The sequence below is a fragment of the Microbacterium sp. PMB16 genome, from assembly GCF_051294855.1.
GTDB lineage: Bacteria > Actinomycetota > Actinomycetes > Actinomycetales > Microbacteriaceae > Microbacterium.
Genome location: NZ_CP145908.1, coordinates 3515008 through 3530669, shown reverse-complemented (window position 1 = coordinate 3530669; position 15662 = coordinate 3515008). Strand labels below are relative to the sequence as shown.

General features: G+C 67.6%; 16 protein-coding genes. 6 read left to right on the top strand and 10 right to left on the bottom strand.

From position 1 onward, the window contains the following. Positions 1 to 53 precede the first annotated feature (53 nt). Both serB and V5D55_RS16980 read right to left on the bottom strand, forming a co-directional pair. Entirely contained in the window at positions 54 to 689 is a 636-nt protein-coding gene (gene serB / locus V5D55_RS16985) for a phosphoserine phosphatase SerB (protein ID WP_435745257.1), read from the bottom strand. Positions 690 to 739: 50 nt separating this feature from the next. Then, the gene (locus V5D55_RS16980) at positions 740 to 1981 is read right to left on the bottom strand and encodes a glucose-1-phosphate adenylyltransferase (protein WP_435745254.1); all 1242 of its coding nucleotides are present in this window, start codon (positions 1979 to 1981) and stop codon (positions 740 to 742) included. Between the two features lie 70 nt (positions 1982 to 2051). Between V5D55_RS16980 and glgA the strand changes: the two genes are divergently transcribed. From glgA to V5D55_RS16965, 3 genes are all read left to right on the top strand, one after another. Continuing rightward, positions 2052 to 3236, top strand: a complete 1185-nt coding sequence (gene glgA / locus V5D55_RS16975; protein ID WP_435745252.1) for a glycogen synthase — start codon at positions 2052 to 2054, stop codon at positions 3234 to 3236. A gap of 17 nt (positions 3237 to 3253) precedes the next feature. Next, positions 3254 to 4039, top strand: a complete 786-nt coding sequence (locus tag V5D55_RS16970; RefSeq protein ID WP_435745250.1) for an ABC transporter ATP-binding protein — start codon at positions 3254 to 3256, stop codon at positions 4037 to 4039. Between the two features lie 110 nt (positions 4040 to 4149). Continuing rightward, entirely contained in the window at positions 4150 to 4413 is a 264-nt protein-coding gene (locus tag V5D55_RS16965) for a type B 50S ribosomal protein L31 (protein WP_307373706.1), read from the top strand. 65 nt (positions 4414 to 4478) lie between these two features. Here V5D55_RS16965 and V5D55_RS16960 read toward each other — a convergent pair whose 3' ends face one another. The 3 genes from V5D55_RS16960 to V5D55_RS16950 all read right to left on the bottom strand — a co-directional run bounded on the left by V5D55_RS16960 (position 4479) and on the right by V5D55_RS16950 (position 8075). Further along, positions 4479 to 4763 (bottom strand): hypothetical protein, encoded by a 285-nt coding sequence (locus tag V5D55_RS16960; RefSeq protein WP_435745248.1) that lies wholly within the window; start codon positions 4761 to 4763, stop codon positions 4479 to 4481. A 56-nt stretch (positions 4764 to 4819) separates the two neighbouring features. Continuing rightward, a complete protein-coding gene (locus V5D55_RS16955) occupies positions 4820 to 6076 on the bottom strand; it encodes an alpha/beta fold hydrolase (protein WP_435745246.1) in 1257 nt (418 codons plus the stop codon). 85 nt (positions 6077 to 6161) lie between these two features. After that, positions 6162 to 8075, bottom strand: coding sequence for a DUF262 domain-containing protein (locus tag V5D55_RS16950; RefSeq protein ID WP_435745244.1), 1914 nt, complete (start codon positions 8073 to 8075; stop codon positions 6162 to 6164). Positions 8076 to 8251: 176 nt separating this feature from the next. On the opposite strand from V5D55_RS16950, the gene V5D55_RS16945 reads away from it, so the two are divergent. Continuing rightward, positions 8252 to 9025, top strand: a complete 774-nt coding sequence (locus tag V5D55_RS16945) for a hypothetical protein (RefSeq protein WP_435745242.1) — start codon at positions 8252 to 8254, stop codon at positions 9023 to 9025. Positions 9026 to 9218: 193 nt separating this feature from the next. Then, the gene (locus V5D55_RS16940; RefSeq protein ID WP_435745240.1) at positions 9219 to 9722 is read left to right on the top strand and encodes a DUF3145 domain-containing protein; all 504 of its coding nucleotides are present in this window, start codon (positions 9219 to 9221) and stop codon (positions 9720 to 9722) included. 138 nt (positions 9723 to 9860) lie between these two features. On the opposite strand, the gene V5D55_RS16935 is transcribed toward V5D55_RS16940, so the two are convergent. After that, on the bottom strand, positions 9861 to 11264 hold the full coding sequence (locus tag V5D55_RS16935) for a PLP-dependent aminotransferase family protein (RefSeq protein WP_435745238.1): 1404 nt from the start codon (positions 11262 to 11264) through the stop codon (positions 9861 to 9863). A 95-nt stretch (positions 11265 to 11359) separates the two neighbouring features. Between V5D55_RS16935 and V5D55_RS16930 the strand changes: the two genes are divergently transcribed. After that, entirely contained in the window at positions 11360 to 12025 is a 666-nt protein-coding gene (locus tag V5D55_RS16930) for a YczE/YyaS/YitT family protein (protein ID WP_435745236.1), read from the top strand. Positions 12026 to 12090: 65 nt separating this feature from the next. Here the strand turns inward: V5D55_RS16930 and V5D55_RS16925 are convergent, their stop codons facing one another. The 4 genes from V5D55_RS16925 to V5D55_RS16910 form a co-directional block, all read right to left on the bottom strand. After that, positions 12091 to 13329, bottom strand: a complete 1239-nt coding sequence (locus V5D55_RS16925) for a beta-ketoacyl-[acyl-carrier-protein] synthase family protein (RefSeq protein WP_435745234.1) — start codon at positions 13327 to 13329, stop codon at positions 12091 to 12093. Between the two features lie 93 nt (positions 13330 to 13422). Continuing rightward, positions 13423 to 13671 (bottom strand): acyl carrier protein, encoded by a 249-nt coding sequence (locus tag V5D55_RS16920; protein ID WP_017830435.1) that lies wholly within the window; start codon positions 13669 to 13671, stop codon positions 13423 to 13425. Between the two features lie 67 nt (positions 13672 to 13738). Then, entirely contained in the window at positions 13739 to 14740 is a 1002-nt protein-coding gene (locus V5D55_RS16915) for a beta-ketoacyl-ACP synthase III (RefSeq protein ID WP_435745231.1), read from the bottom strand. Next, positions 14737 to 15657, bottom strand: a complete 921-nt coding sequence (locus tag V5D55_RS16910; RefSeq protein WP_435745229.1) for an ACP S-malonyltransferase — start codon at positions 15655 to 15657, stop codon at positions 14737 to 14739. Before V5D55_RS16910 ends, V5D55_RS16915 begins: the two co-directional genes overlap by 4 nt. Positions 15658 to 15662 lie beyond the last annotated feature (5 nt).

Genomic DNA, 15662 nt, shown 5'->3' with positions numbered 1-15662 from the left:
GTTCACCCGTGGTCACGAAGTGGGCACCGGATGTTCATCGGTGCCGGAGCGTCCTACGGCAGCAGCGGGATGACCTCGGCCAGGTTCTGCGGGCCGATGACGAGGCTCGCCGCCTGCTTCACCGCGGGCTTCGCATTGAACGCCAGTCCGAGTCCCGCGGCGCCCATCATCAGCAGATCGTTCGCGCCGTCGCCGATCGCAATTGTCGCTCGGGGAGAGACGCCGAGTTCCGCCGCCCACTGCAGGAGGGACGCGGCCTTCGCGGCGCCGTCCACGATCTCGCCGGAGACGCGGCCCGCGAGCCGACCGTCTGCGACCTCGAGCCGGTTCGCACGCCAGCGGTCTACTCCGAGATCCGGTGCGATGCTGTCGAGGATCTCGTGGAAGCCACCCGAGACGACGCCGACGACACCGCCGCGCTCATGTACGGCCGCGGTCAGGTCGCGCACCCCGGGAGTGGGCTCGACGCGTGCGCGCACGCGTTCGAATGCCGAAACCGGCACGCCCTCGAGGGCAGCCACCCGTGACCGCAGGCTCGCTGCGAAGTCCACCTCGCCGCGCATCGCCGCTTCGGTCGCTGCCTGGACCTCGTCTCGACGACCCGCCTCGTCGGCGAGCAGCTCTATCACCTCATTGCGGATGAGGGTGGAATCGGCATCGAGGACGACGAGGAATCGCGCAGCGGTCACGCCTTCGAGCCTAGCGACCGCCCGCAGCCTCGTTGCGCCGCATGACCGCGTCAGCGCTCGATGAAGACGCCCTTGCCGACCACGGTGATCCCGGACTCGGTCACGGTGAAGCCGCGAGCGAGGTCGCGCTCCCGATCGACTCCGACGGTCGCGCCGTCTGCCAACACGACGTTCTTGTCGAGGATCGCCCGGTGCACGCGGGCGCCCTGGCCCAGCCGGACGTGGTCGAAGACGACCGAGTCGGTGATCGTCGAGCCGCCGCCGGCCAGTGTCCAGGGGCCCACCACGCTGCGTTCGAGGTGCGTGCCCGAGAGCACGGAGCCGAGCGAGACGATCGAGTCGATCGCATTGCCGATGCGGCCGACCGAGTCGCGGACGAACTTCGCCGGCGGGGAGTTGACCGCCTGCGAGTGGATCGGCCACTCCATGTTGTAGAGGTTGAAGATCGGCAGCGTCGAGATCAGATCGCGGTGCGCGTCGAAGAACGAGTCGATCGTTCCCACGTCGCGCCAATAGGACCGGTCACGTGGCGAGGAACCGGGGACCTCGTTCTGCTTCATGTCGTAGTAGCCGGCTTCGCCGCGGTCGACGAAGTAGGGGACGATGTCGCCGCCCATGTCGTGTCCCGAGGTGGGCGATTCGCCGTCGGCTTCCACGGCGGCGATCAGCGCATCCGTGTCGAAGATGTAGTTGCCCATGGAGGCGAGAACCTCGTGCGGGGAATCCTCGAGGCCGGCGATGTCGGTCGGCTTCTCGAGGAACTGCTTGATGCGGCCCGATTCGGCATCCGCGTCGATCACGCCGAACTGCGACGCCAGCGCGAGGGGCTGGCGGATGCCGGCGACCGTCGCCTTCGCGCCCGATGCGATGTGCGCGTCGAGCATCTGCCGGAAGTCCATCCGGTACACGTGGTCCGCACCGATGACGACGACGATGTCGGGCTTCTCATCGTTGATCAGGTTCATGCTCTGCAGGATCGCGTCTGCGGATCCCGAGAACCAGCGCTTGCCGAGTCGCTGCTGCGCGGGGACCGATGCGACATACGAGTCCAGCAGCGCCGACATGCGCCAGGTCTGGGAGATGTGGCGATCGAGGCTGTGCGACTTGTACTGCGTGAGCACGACGACCTGTCTCAGACCCGAGTTGATCAGGTTGGAGATCGCGAAATCTATCAATCGGTACTGTCCGCCGAACGGCACAGCCGGTTTGGCGCGATCAGCCGTGAGGGGCATGAGTCGCTTGCCCTCGCCTCCGGCGAGGATGATCCCGAAGATCTTCTTTGGAGCGGACATGGCTCCACCCTAGATGCCAGGAAGCTCCCCTCACTAGCGTCTGGACAAGTGAGTCACTAGCGTCTAAAGCATGCGAGTCGAGATGATCACCAAGGAATACCCGCCGGAGATCTATGGTGGGGCCGGTGTGCACGTCGCGGAACTCGTCACGGCGCTCCGTCAGAGCATCGACGTCCGGGTGCGGGCGTTCGGCGCAGCACGCGATGAGGAGGGCACTTTCTCGTATCGGGCACCCGCCGAGCTCGCTGATGCGAACGCCGCATTGCAGACCCTGGGCACCGATCTCGAGATCGTCGCGGCGATCTCCGACGCCGACGTGGTGCACAGTCACACCTGGTACGCGAACTTCGCCGGTCACCTCGCATCGCAACTGCACGGGATCCCGCATGTGCTCACCGCGCACAGCCTCGAGCCCCTGCGTCCGTGGAAGGCCGAGCAGCTCGGCGGCGGGTACGCCGTGTCGAGCGGTATCGAGAAGCTGGCCTACGAGAACGCCGCTGCCGTCATCGCGGTGAGCGCCGGCATGCGTGGCGACATCCTGCGCAGCTATCCGGCGGTGGACCCGGCCAAGGTGCGCGTGATCCACAACGGGATCGATGTCGAGCGCTGGCGACCGGTGCAGGATGCCGCGTTCCTGCGCTCCATCGGCATGGATCCCGACCGGCCGTCTGTCGTGTTCGTCGGTCGCATCACGCGTCAGAAGGGGCTGCCGTACCTGCTCCAGGCCGCGCGCCTGCTCCCTCCGGAGGTGCAGCTGGTGCTCTGCGCCGGCGCCCCGGACACCCCGGAGATCATGGCGGAGGTGCAGGAGGGCGTGCGCCTCCTGCAGCAGAGCCGCGACGGCGTCATCTGGATCGAGCGGATGCTTCCCCGCGACGAGTTGTCCGCGATCCTCACGGCGGCGACGACCTTCGTCTGCCCGTCCGTGTACGAGCCGCTCGGGATCGTGAACCTCGAGGCGATGGCCTGCGGTGCGGCGGTCGTGGGCACCGCGACGGGAGGCATCCCCGAGGTCGTCGCCGACGGCGTCACCGGGCGCCTCGTGCCCATCGAGCAGCTGCAGGACGGCACCGGGACGCCCGTCGACCCGGAGCGCTACGTGTCGGACCTGGCATCCGTGCTCGCCGAGGTGGCGATGGATCCCGAGCGGGCGCGAGCGTACGGCGAGGCCGGTCGGGAGCGCGCACGCGACGACTTCAGCTGGGGCGCCATCGCCGACACAACGCGCGCGCTGTACGCGGAGCTGACCGACTGAGCCGATAGGCTGGAGGCATGTCGATCGCTCTGGAATTCACCGACGTCGTCGTGCGCCGCGAAGGGCGCAACATCATCGATCACGTGACCTGGCAGGTCGACGACGATCAGCGGTGGGTGATCCTCGGCCCCAACGGTGCAGGCAAGACCACGCTGCTGCAGCTGGCCGACACGCTGATGCATCCGACGTCCGGCACGGTCGCCGTGCTGGGGGAGACCCTGGGGCGCACCGACGTGTTCGAAGTGCGTCCGCGCATCGGGTTCGCCTCGTCCGCGATGGCCAAGCAGGTACCGCGCGACGAGACGGTGCTCAACACCGTCCTCACCGCCGCGTACTCGGTGCTCGGCCGCTGGAACGAGAGCTACGAGGACATCGACGAGCGCCGCGCCCTCCGGGTGCTCGGCGACTGGCGACTCGACCACCTGGCTGAGCGCACCTTCGGCACCTTGAGCGACGGCGAGCAGAAGCGCGTGCAGATCGCCCGAGCCGTGATGACCGACCCCGAACTGCTGCTGCTCGATGAGCCGACGGCTTCTCTCGACCTGGGCTCGCGGGAAGAGCTTCTCGCACTGCTCAGCGGCTACGCGTCTTCTCCGACGACGCCGGCCATGCTCATGGTGACCCATCACGTCGAGGAGATCCCGGTCGGATTCACCCACGTGATGCTGCTGCGCGAGGGGCGCGTCGTCTCCGCAGGCCCGATCGCCGAGACGCTCACGGCCGAGGCTCTGAGCGAGGCCTTCGGGATGCCGATCGCGCTCAGCTCCGAAGATGGTCGGTACGCCGCCCGCGCGGCATCCTGAACCGAGTCACCCAGCGTTTCGAAGTACTGATAGAATCGATCCTTGGTGCTCACCGCGCCGCAGACTTCCCTCGTCCCTGGCACAATCCAGGGCAGCAACTAAGGAATCCCATGAAGACTGACATTCACCCCACGTACACGGCTGTCGTGTTCCGCGACCTCGGCTCGGGAGAGACCTTCCTCACCCGTTCCACGGTCCCCGTGAACGCCACCAAGACCATCGAGCTGGACGGCGTGGAGTACCCCGTCATCGACGTCGAGATCTCCTCCGCCTCGCACCCGTTCTACACGGGCAAGCAGCGCATCATGGACTCGGCCGGTCGCGTCGAGAAGTTCAACCAGCGCTTCAAGGGCTTCGGCGGCTCGTCCAAGTAACGACCGCTGTCACGAAGGCCCCGCACTCCTCGGAGTGTGGGGCCTTCGTCATTCCACAGTGAAGTTCAGATATCGATGACGATGCGATCGCCGTCGATCCTGCGCAGCGGATCCCCGGGCGCGGGAGCGGGTGCCGTCCGCTGGGTCTGCCGATCGCGTTCCTGGTCGGCCTCATGCGCGGTCGGAGACCAGACCGCGTCGAATGCGCCGCCCAGACCGCCCGCGGTGGCGTTCTCGTACTTCTCCTCGACCGGCTTGCGCGAGAACGTGTGTGTGAAGCCGAAGATCAGGAGACCGGGCACCATGGCGAACACGACGGCCAGCAACACCCAGGACGCGATCTCGTTCATAGAGACAGGATAGGTCGGCCGTCCATCGCCCGGCATCCTCCCACGGGAGGAGATCGTCAGCGGATGCGGCGCCCGTGCGCGAGATCGATCAGGTGCGTCAGCACGGGTCCCGAGCGCAGTCCGTTGTGCTCGTGCTCGCTCGTGACCCACAGCTCGACTCCGGGCAGCAGTCGCGCGGTCTCCAGCGAGAATTCCAGGGGGACGTAGACATCGTTCACGTAGACGGCGGCAGCACCGGTCGCACCGGAGGCGGCGATCGTCTCGGCGTCGTAGATCTTCGGCCATTCGAACTCGGCCAGCTCGAGGGCCACATCACGCCAGGGGTGGAACGCCGGTACCGACTCGGTCCACTCTCGGCGGATGTGCTCGCCGGTGAAGAGCGTCGGATCGTCGCGGAAGTCGGCGGGCTCCGTGCGCTCCGCGGACCAGCGGGTCGCGTGCCCGCTCGCGTAGCTCGACTCGTGGAACGCGAAGTAGAGGGGGTTCCGCCCGTTGTACGGCATCGCGTGCATCAGGTCGTGCCGGAAGGCGTTGGACGTCGGATCCCGCTCGAGAAGAGACCACAGGGTCTGCCAGCCGTCGTTGGTGCCCAGCGCAGAGCCGGCAGACCGCAGGCGAGACCGCGAGACGACCTCGCCATCCGGAAGCACGATCCCGCCGGCATCCGCCAGATCGACGAGGCGCCGCATGGCGTCGCGATGCTCCGGGAAGCGGCGGTAGTAGCGCTCGGATGCCGTGCGCATCTTGTCGTAGCAGAGCGCGTAGACGTCATCGGGGTGGCGGTCGACCGTGCTGAGCCCGCCGGTGATGAAGACGTCCTCGAGCGAACCGGCATCCGTCGTGAGGTAGGCCAGCGTCGTGAAGCCGCCGAACGACTGCCCGAGCACGCTCCAGGTCGCAGCGCCCAGGTGCTCCCGCACCGCCTCGCAGTCGCGCACGATCGCGTCGGCGCGGAGGTGAGTGAGGTACTCGGCGACGGACGCCGCGCCGCGATCGAGGTCGCCATCCCCGACCGGCGTGGATCGGCCAGTACCGCGCTGGTCGAGCAGCACGAGGCGATAGTGGGCGAGAGCCTCGTCGAGCCATGCGGGCGACGTCGACGAGTGGAACGGACGCGGAGCCTCGTGGCCCGGGCCGCCCTGGAGGAACACCAGGTAGGGGAGGTCTTCGCCACCCGCACGCGACACGACGGCCGCGAACACATCGATGGTCCGCGTGTCGGTGGGGTCGCCCCAGACCAGGGGGACGGTGAGCGTGTGCTCTTCGACGGTGAGATCCAGCAGGTGGCGCGTCACGCTCTTGACGGTCGTCATCACATCACATTCCCTATGTAGGAGTATTTGACGAAGACCTCCGCGGCGATGCCGGACTCGTCCAGCACCCCCTGCACGGCGGTCATCATGTAGTTCGAGTCCCAGCCCATGTAGAGGAAGTGGGAGTCGTCGAGGTCATCCCACTGCCCTTTCCAGGCCATCTCGTCGTAGATCGGACCGCCGTGCTCGGCGCAGTACCGGAGAGCCGCGGCCCGGGTGTCGGTCCACGCGCGCCTGAAGACCCGATTGAAGAGGTACTTGACGTCTGGGACCTCCCAGCGCTCTCCGCGGTACTCGACGTAGTCGAACTCGCGCTCCCAGCCGGCCAGCCGCGGCGACGGACGGCATCCAGGATCGGGGTCAGGCCGTCGTCGTCGATCTCCGGCAGAGCGGGCCGAGCCCAGATCCGCAGGACGTCGTTCGTCAGTGAGAGCGTGCGCTGAGAGATCGAGGCCGTGCTCCAGGAGGTGCTGTCGGCGAGTGCGCGCGTGGCGGGCACGATGCTCCGTCTGTACGCCTCATCGCGCTTGACCGGGAAGGGCGACCCGAACACACGCTCGGACAGCGGCTGCTCGAGCAGTGTGAGATTGCCGAGTGTGGGCGCGAGCGCGCGGTGGCTGTTCTGCTCGTCTTCGCTGTACTCGCTCCACGGGCGCAGCCCGTCGCCCGACCAGGAGTCGCCGGGGGCGGCGGGTACGACGTGCTCGACATCGAAGCCGTCGACGTCGTCGACGCCCTCCAGCCGTCCGAGAACGTAGGCGGCGTGCGGCAGCTCGCTGTACTTGAGCACCGCGCTCACACGCTCGTCGGACGGGGTGATCCGCGCGAAGGCACGGGCCAGCGAGTCACGGCCGGCCGCTCTGGCTCGGCACAACCGGGCGATCAGGCGCTCGCCCGGGAGATTCACCAGGGTGCGGCGCAGGTGCAGCGCCTGGATCCACTCGAGGGTCTCGATGAGCTCTTCTCGGGGAATGACGCCGCGCACATGGTCGCTGTACGCGCTCATGACGAGCGGGTACGACGATCGACCGAACGTGTTCACGTAGCGCAGCTGCTGCGTCAACTCGGCATCCGCTGCCAGAGACGGATCGAGGAGGATGCCGTAGATCTCCGCGAAATGCCGCCAGTTCTCGGCATCCGCCTGGAGGCGCGTCACATCGACGCGGGGGAATGACTTCCGGAAGGCGCTGTACACGCCGTGCTCGCCGTTCGCCGCCACCTCGCGGCCGGTCATCAGCACCAGATAGTGCCGCCAGAAGGCTCCGATCGCCTCGCCGGTGTGCTTCTCGATCGGGATCCAGTAGCGCGACTCGACGTCCACCTGCTCGGCGTGGGTCAGCCCCATCAGGATGTAGTTGTGGATCAGCTCGTGGTCGCGCAGCGGTTCGCCGGTCGAGTTCAGGCTCTCGAAGATCTGCTGCGCGTTCGCCTCGGTGCCGAGGGTGATCGAGACGTGCTCGAGCCGCTGCAATCCTCGCCAGATCCGCGGGACCTCGTCGACGTGGATCTGGCTGCGGAAGAAGGCATAGTTGTCGTCGAAGCGGGATTCGCGGTCCACGTCGTCGCGGCGATCCAGCACGACCGACTCGTACAACTCCGCCCAGGCGTCGTGGGGTCGGAGCTTCGTGCGACTGGGATCGTCGGGGCGTACCAGTACCCGTTCCAGTTCGCCCGCGGTCACCGGGTCGGCGTCTCGGATCGCATGGTGGAGGGCGGCCACGAGCAGCATCAGCGTCGTGATGCGCTGCTGACCGTCGATGAGGATCAGGTCGGCGTCTGACGAGGGGCCGTCCTCGGCGGAGAGGATGGAGCCGATGAAATGCCGGTGGGAGTCGTCTTCGCGAGCAACGGCACGGATGTCGGAGAGCAGCCGCTCGCACCCGCCGATGTCCCAGCGGTACTGGCGCTGATACACCGGCACGACGATCGTCTTCGACCCTGCCGCGAGCCACTCGATCGTGTTGACTGCTGTCGCCTCGACGTTGGTCGCGGTGCTCATGCTGGTGTCTCGTCCTCCCGTAGCGCCGGGCACCGCGGACTCGCCGGGCGCCCGATCCAGTCTATTCGGTTATGCACGGCCGACCTCTGAGGCGCTTCCGGTCGTCGCTGTTAGGCTTGCCTTATCAGGGCCTGTTAAAACGTGCTGGCCCCCGATGAAAGGATCTGACTCAGATCATGGGATACATCAAGTCCGCTGCCCTCGAGGAAAAGGGATTCGTCGTCCTCGACAGCTACAACCAGGAGCTCGACCCCAAGGAGTGGCTCGACATCGAGTACAACGACTGGAAGTCGTCGGGTGACACCCGCTTCGCGCCGCTCGCCAGTGCCTTCGGTGACATCGAGTGCAACGGCTTCTGGAACCACAAGCCGCCGCGCACCGACAAGGACGGCGTCTGGATCGACTCGCAGATCGAGAAGGCGCCGAACCTCACCCGTCGTGCGCAGGAGCCGGGTGCCAACGTCGGGCGCTGCCGCGTCATCGAGCTGCAGCCGACGCCGTACGGCGAATGCCTCTACAACTTGCACCAGGACGACAACAACCGTCTGAACCCGGATGGCACCGGCTGGGTCGTGCGCGGGTTCTTCAACCTCACCGATGACAAGGACAGCTTCTTCGTCCTTCGGGAGAACCGCACCGACCCGAGCATCGAGTACCGGATCGCTCTGCCCGCCGGTGCGCAGCTCATCGTCGACACGCAGCGTCTCTGGCACGCCGCGACGCACAACGGAGACGAGCCGCGTTACTGCCTGATCACGTCATGGACCTCGGGTCCTGAGCTCGACGCGTACATCGAGAAGTACAACGGCACCGACGACGTCCCCAACTACGAGGTCTCGCAGGACGTCCTCGAGGCCGGCTACGCCGAGCAGGCCCGCAAGGATGCCGCTCGCGCCGCGTACTACGCAGCCAAGGGCCAGCAGGTCAAGCAGGCGATGAGCGAGGCGTAACCCCACCTCCTGGGTTGCTGAGCTTGTCGAGGCGCCCGAAGGCCCCGGTCCCTGTGACCGGGGCCTTTCTGTGGGAACTACATGCTTGTGATTTCGCCCGGGGTAGGCGAGAATGGGCGCATAACCGCATATTCACGCCACTCTCGTTGGTTCAGGTCGTTGGGGAAGACGCACCTGATGAAACGGAGAGATCATGGCGACGGCTTACGCACGCGGAGTGGTGTTCATCCACTCTGCGCCTCGCGCGCTCTGCCCGCACCTGGAATGGGCGGTGGGTCGCGCTATCGGGCGTGCGGTGAACTTCGATTGGGCGGAACAGCCCGTTCTCGATGGTGCCCGCCGCGCGGAGTTCTACTGGGACGGCCCTGTCGGCACCGGTGCAGCTCTCGCGACCGCCATCCGCGGCTGGGAGCATCTGCGCTTCGAGGTCACCGAGGATCCGACGCCGCGCAGTGACGGCGGCCGTTGGCTGCACACTCCCGACCTGGGTATCCACTACGCGCAGACGGATGCCGCCGGCAACATCGTCGTCGGTGAGGACCGTATCCGCTACGCCATGGAGATCGCCGCGGGCAGCGCGGTCGAGCTCCAGCGTGAGCTCGACGTGGCCCTCGGCTCGGCCTGGGACGAGGAGCTGGAGCCGTTCCGTCACGCCAGCGACGACGCGCGCGTCGTCTGGCTGCACAAGGTCGGGTGACCGACTTCAGAGACCTGGAGCCGGGGAGGCGTGAGTATCGGATGCCGGTGATTCGTCCCGGATGCTGAGAAGACGTATCCCCGCTCCATATGACGAGGACCCCGCCCCAAAAAGGGGCGGGGTCCTCGTCGTGAGGCGTCAGATCACCGCGGCACGGGGAAGCTCGTCGCGGTGCGAGAAGTCTCCCTCCCGCACATCCGTCCAGGCGAGTCGGAGCCGGTCCATCGCCTCCGTCGTCCGTGCGGGCGGGAGCGTGATCGGGATGCGGAGGCGCCGCTCCAGCACACCGCCCGTGGTGAACCTCGGGCCGGGTGGCAGTATTAAGCGGTGCTCGCGTGCCGCGAGCGACAGCAGTGTCGAAACGGGTGCACCGAGGTCCACCCAGACGGAGAGACCGCCGTTCGTGTGCGGCATCCGCACGCCCTCGATGGTCTCGAGACCCGCCGCGACTGCGGCCCGCCCTGCTTCGAGGCGCGAGCGCACGTGCGCGGTGAGAGCCGGCATCTCGGCGAGCAGCTCGATGGCGATGCACTGTTCGAGGAGTGCGGTGCCGAGTTCGAAGGATGGCCGCACCGCGAGCAGGCGGGAGATGAGCGACCGCTCGGCGCGGATCCACCCGAGACGCATGCCGCCCCACGCGATCTTCGACATCGAACCGACCGTGATGATGTGCGGCCCGAACGCCGCCATGGGACGCGGCGCCCAGCCGCGATCAATATCGAGCTCGGCGGTCGTCTCGTCGACGATGAGGTGGGTGCCGGTGTTCCGCGCGGTCGCCGCGAGTCGTGATCGAGCAGCGTCCGGCAGCGTCGCTCCGGTGGGGTTGTGGAAGTCGGGGATCAGGTAGGCGATGTGCGGACGACTCTCCAACAGCAGTTCGGACAGGTGAACGGCATCCCACCCCTCCACGTCCACCGGTGTGGGCAGCAGGCGGTAACCATGCCGTCGGATCGCCTCGAGCGCGTGCGGGAAGGTGGGCTGCTCCACGACGGCACGCTCTCCACGTCGTCCCATCGTCGCGAGCACCAGATTGAGGGCGTTCAGCGCGCCGGAGGTGATGATGATCTCATCTGCGGAGGTCGCCACACCGCGCTGCGTGAATCGCTGAGCGACCGCATCCCTCAGCTCCGGCAGGCCGCGCAGGGAATAGCCGCTCGTTCCTCGCAGGGTGGCGAGCCGAGGAAGAGAACGGACCGTCGCGTCATACAGCCCCGGCGTGGAGTCCATGGATGCGATGGACAGGTCGATGGCCGATTCGTCCTCGTGCTCGCGTGGCGAGATGTAGGCGTGCGGGAGCGCCACGCGCGTGCTGCCACCCTGGCGACGGGCGACGTAGCCGTCGCCTTCGAGCAGGTCGTACGCGCGCGTCATGGTCGACCGCGACCGGCGCAGCTCCAGGGCGAGAGCACGCTCACTGGGGAGTCGTTCACCGACGGTGAGGCGTCCGTCGAGGATCAGTGCGCGGATCTGTCCTGCCAGCGCCGCTGCGGTCGCGCCGGCGACGCTCTGCGCGCCGAGCTGGTCCACCAATCGAGAGGTCACCACTCCAGCATGCCGGAAACTGGCCTGGTATCGGCAGGCCACTTTCCGAAGACTGGCCTCGTACCCAGGGCACGACGACAGATCACCATGGAGAGATGAGTCTTCGTTCCGTGTTCCTCCCCGTCACCGCCACGAGCCGCCGCGACCTGGTCGAGCGTCTGGTGCAGCTGGTCGTCGGGCTGGTCCTCTACGGCGTCGCGCTCGGTCTGATGGTGCGCGGCGGGATCGGGGTCGCGCCATGGGACGTACTGTCGCTCGGCATCGACGCGCAGACCGGAATCGGCTACGGCACCATCACCAACCTCGTCGCCATCGTCGTGCTGCTCCTCTGGATCCCTCTTCGACAGCGGGTGGGCATCGGTACCCTGCTCAACGCGCTCCTGATCGGTCCGAGCGCCGATCTCACGCTGCTCGTCGTTCCCGCTCCGCCGACGATCTGGGTCGGGGCGCCGATGTTCGTCATCGGTCTGGTGCTGCTCGCCTTCGCGACCGGCCTGTACATCGCCGCGAGCTTCGGGCCGGGGCCGCGTGATGGACTGATGACGGGGCTCGTGCGGCGCACCGGGTGGAAGGTGTGGATCGTGCGCACCCTGATCGAGGGCAGCGTACTGCTCATCGGTTTCGTGCTGGGCGGGCCCGTGGGCGTCGGCACGGTGCTGTTCGCTGTCGGCATCGGTCCGCTGATCGGTTGGTTCCTCCCTCGGATCACGAGGCTTCGCGAGGAGCGTTCGCGTCGACTCGCCCCGGTCGGACAGCCCTGAGCAGTCGGCAGGATACGAGAAGAGGCCCCGGGAGAATCTCCCGGGGCCTCTTCTCGTGCGATCGGTCAGTCGCCGTTGGAGAACACGGCGACGGCGTTGTGGCCACCGAAGCCGAAAGAGTTGCTGATCGCGATCTGCGGGCCGTCGCCGAGCGGCGTCGCCTCGCCGGAGAGGCGGAACGGCACGGCAGGATCGGGCTCTGTCATGTTGATCGTCGGAGGAGCCACGCGATCGCGCAGGGCGAGGAGCGAGAAGATCGCCTCGAGCGCACCGGTACCGCCCAGCAGGTGTCCGGTGGACGCCTTCGTGGCGGAGACGGGGATCTCGTCGAGCCGGTCGCCGAAGACCTTCTTGAGCGCGACGTACTCGTTCGGGTCGCCGACGGGGGTCGATGTCGCGTGCGCGTTGATGTGGGTGACCTGGTCAGGCGTGACACCGGCCTCCTCGAGCGCCTGGGTGACCGCGCGGGCCGCGCCCGTGCCCTCGGGGTCGTTACCGGTGATGTGGTACGCGTCTGCGGTGACGCCGCCGCCGAGTACGTAGCCGTAGATCTTGGCGCCGCGGGCCTTCGCGTGCTCTTCGGTCTCGAGGATGAGCGCGGCAGCGCCCTCGCCCATGACGAAGCCGTCGCGGTCGATGGCCCCGGGGCGGGAGGCGTGCGCCGGGTCGTCGTTGCGTCGTGACAGCGCCTGCGCCGAGGCGAACGACGCCATCGTGATGGGGTGGATCGCGGATTCGGTGCCACCGGCGATGACGACGTCGGCGAGGCCGTCCTGCAGGTGGTGGAAGGCGTGGATGATCGACTCGGTGCTCGACGCGCACGCGCTGACCACGGTCTGCGCATAGGCGCGAGCCTGGAACTGGAGCGACAGGTTGCCGGCCGCAGCGTTGGGCATCAGCATCGGCACGGTGAGGGGCATCACGCGTCGCGGGCCCTTCTCGCGCAGCGTGTCCCACGCATCGAGCAGGGTCCACAGACCGCCGATGCCGGTGGCGAAGTCGACACCGAGACGTTCGGGTGCGACCTCGGGGGAACCGGCGTCCTCCCACGCCTCGCGCGCGGCGATCAGCGCGAACTGCGACGAGGGGTCGAGGCGCTTGGCCTCGTGCCGGGGGAGTACCTCTTCCGGCCGCACCATCGCCTCGGCGGCGAAGGTCACGGGCAGGCCGTACTGCTCGACCCAGTCGTGCTCGAGGGTGCGAGTCCCGGAGACGCCTGCGAGCAGGTTGGTCCAGTTCTCCGGGGCGGTCCCGCCGATGGCGGACGTGGCGCCGATGCCGGTGACGACGATGCGCTTGGTCATGGTGTGGTTCCTTGTCGGGCGGAGGTCGAGCAGAGTTCGGGCAAGGCAGAGGATGCCACGCCCCGCAGGTGCGGGGGTGGCATCCTGCGGGGATTACTCCTGGCCTGCGACGATGAAGCTGACGGCGTCGCCGACGGTCTTCAGGTTCTTGACCTCGTCGTCGGGGATGGTGACGCCGAACTTCTCCTCGGCGTTGACGACGATCGTCATCATCGAGATCGAGTCGATGTCGAGGTCGTCGGTGAACGACTTCTCCAGGGCGACTTCCGAGGCGTTGATGCCCGTCTCGTCGGTGATGAGCTCTGCGAGGCCAGCGAGGACCTCATCGTTGGTGAAAGCCATGTGGTCTTCCTCTTTCTTGCGGGTTGTAATCGGAACCGTGGAACAGTCTAGGGAAGGTCGTGCGTTCTCAGGGGAGGACGACGACCTGTGCGGCGAACACGAGCCCCGCGCCGAAGCCGATCTGCAGGGCGAGACCGCCTGAGAGCTCAGGGTGCTCGGCCATCAGACGGTGGCTCGCCAGCGGGATGGATGCCGCCGAGGTGTTGCCGGTCGTCTCGATGTCGCGGGCGATCACCGTGGTCTCCGGAAGCTTCAGCTGCTTGGCGAACTCGTCGATGATGCGCATGTTCGCCTGGTGCGGGATGAATGCGGCGATGTCGGACGGTTCGACCCCGGCCTTGTCGAGTGCTTCGCGTGCGACCTTCGCCATCTCCCACACGGCCCACCGGAAGACGGTCTGGCCCTCCTGGCGGAGAGTCGGCCACGGCACCTCGCCGTCGCGGAACTGCGTGAGTGTGCCGTTCATGCCGACGGCGTCGGACTTGGAGCCGTCGGAGCCCCATACCGCCGGCGCGATCCCGGGGGTGTCGCTCGGGCCGATCAGTGCGGCGCCGGCGCCGTCTCCGAGCAGGAAGGAGATGCTCCGGTCTGCCGGATCGACGACGTCGGAGAGCTTCTCGCTGCCGATGACGAGGGCGTAGCGGGCGGCGCCGGCCCTGATCAAGGCGTCGGCCTGCGTGACCGCATACGAGTAGCCCGCGCAGGCCGCGTTGACGTCATAGGCGGCCGCCGGGTTCGCACCCACCCGATCGGCGACGATCGCGGAGACCGAAGGGCTCTGCTTGGGGTTGCTGATCGTGGCGACGATCACCAGGTCGATCTGGTCGGCCGGAATGCCGGACTTCTCGATGGCCTCGGCCCCCGCGATGGTCGCGAGGTCGATCGCATCGGTGCCCTTGTCAGCCCGAACCCGGGTGATGATCCCGGTGCGCTGACGGATCCACTCATCGCTGGAGTCGATCGGCCCGATGAGGTCTTCGTTCGGCACCGCGTTCTCGCCGCGGGCGGCACCGAACGAGTAGATCCGCGTGTAGGCAGGCCCGGAGACCTGCTTCAGGGTGGCGGTCATGCGGCTTCTCCGTTCAGCAGCGCGACGGCTGCGTCGAGATCTTCGGGAGTCTTCACTGCGACGGTCGGCACGCCGCGCAGCCCGCGCTTGGCCAGGCCGACCAGGGCGCCGGCGGGTGCCAGCTCGATCAGGCCCGTGATGCCCCGCTCGGCGAACGACGCCATGCAGAGGTCCCACCTCACCGGGGACGAGACCTGGTCGACGAGGTAGCTGAGTGCCTGCGTTCCGCTCTCCACGACGGAACCGTCACGGTTCGTCCACAGCGGGATCGTCGGGTCAGCGGGGGTCACGGAGCCGACGGCGTCGCGCAGCGCAGCGACAGCGGCGGCCATGTAGTCGGTGTGGAAGGCGCCGGCGACCTGCAGCGGGATCACGCGCGTGCCCTTGACGGGCTGCGTCGCGAGGGCTTCCAGTCCGGGAAGCTCACCGGCGACCACGAGCTGTCCGCCGCCGTTGTAGTTGGCCGGCGAGAGTCCGAGCTCGGTCAGTCGCTCGAGGACGGCCTGTTCGTCGCCGCCCAGCACGGCGCTCATGCCCGTCGGAGTCTGCGCGGCGGCATCCGCCATCGCTCGTCCGCGGATGCCGACGAGCCGCATTCCGGTGTCGGCGTCGATGACTCCGCTGCCGACGAGGGCGGCGATCTCGCCCACGGAGTGTCCGGCGATGCCGTCTGCGGATCGGCCGGCTCGTGCCGCGAGTGCATCGCCGGCGATCAGCGATGCGGCGACGATCAGCGGCTGCGCGATGCGCGTGTCACGGATCGTGTCGGCATCCGACACGGTTCCGTGTTCACGGAGATCGACCTGCGCGGCATCCGAGTACGCGGCGAGGCGCTCGGCGACCCCGTCGAGCTCGAGCCAAGGGGCGAGGAATCCAGGGGTCTGCGAGCCCTGACCTGGGCATACGACGACAATCACGTACT

Bases quoted from the DNA above. Each gene is read 5' to 3' on its own strand.
- V5D55_RS16980 (WP_435745254.1), bottom strand. From the start codon at position 1,981: ATGTCCGCTCCAAAGAAGATCTTCGGGATCATCCTCGCCGGAGGCGAG.
- glgA (WP_435745252.1), top strand. From the start codon at position 2,052: ATGCGAGTCGAGATGATCACCAAGGAATACCCGCCGGAGATCTATGGT.
- V5D55_RS16970 (WP_435745250.1), top strand. From the start codon at position 3,254: ATGTCGATCGCTCTGGAATTCACCGACGTCGTCGTGCGCCGCGAAGGG.
- V5D55_RS16965 (WP_307373706.1), top strand. From the start codon at position 4,150: ATGAAGACTGACATTCACCCCACGTACACGGCTGTCGTGTTCCGCGAC.
- V5D55_RS16960 (WP_435745248.1), bottom strand. From the start codon at position 4,763: ATGAACGAGATCGCGTCCTGGGTGTTGCTGGCCGTCGTGTTCGCCATG.
- V5D55_RS16955 (WP_435745246.1), bottom strand. From the start codon at position 6,076: ATGACGACCGTCAAGAGCGTGACGCGCCACCTGCTGGATCTCACCGTC.
- V5D55_RS16950 (WP_435745244.1), bottom strand. From the start codon at position 8,075: ATGAGCACCGCGACCAACGTCGAGGCGACAGCAGTCAACACGATCGAG.
- V5D55_RS16945 (WP_435745242.1), top strand. From the start codon at position 8,252: ATGGGATACATCAAGTCCGCTGCCCTCGAGGAAAAGGGATTCGTCGTC.
- V5D55_RS16940 (WP_435745240.1), top strand. From the start codon at position 9,219: ATGGCGACGGCTTACGCACGCGGAGTGGTGTTCATCCACTCTGCGCCT.
- V5D55_RS16930 (WP_435745236.1), top strand. From the start codon at position 11,360: ATGAGTCTTCGTTCCGTGTTCCTCCCCGTCACCGCCACGAGCCGCCGC.
- V5D55_RS16925 (WP_435745234.1), bottom strand. From the start codon at position 13,329: ATGACCAAGCGCATCGTCGTCACCGGCATCGGCGCCACGTCCGCCATC.
- V5D55_RS16920 (WP_017830435.1), bottom strand. From the start codon at position 13,671: ATGGCTTTCACCAACGATGAGGTCCTCGCTGGCCTCGCAGAGCTCATC.
- V5D55_RS16915 (WP_435745231.1), bottom strand. From the start codon at position 14,740: ATGACCGCCACCCTGAAGCAGGTCTCCGGGCCTGCCTACACGCGGATC.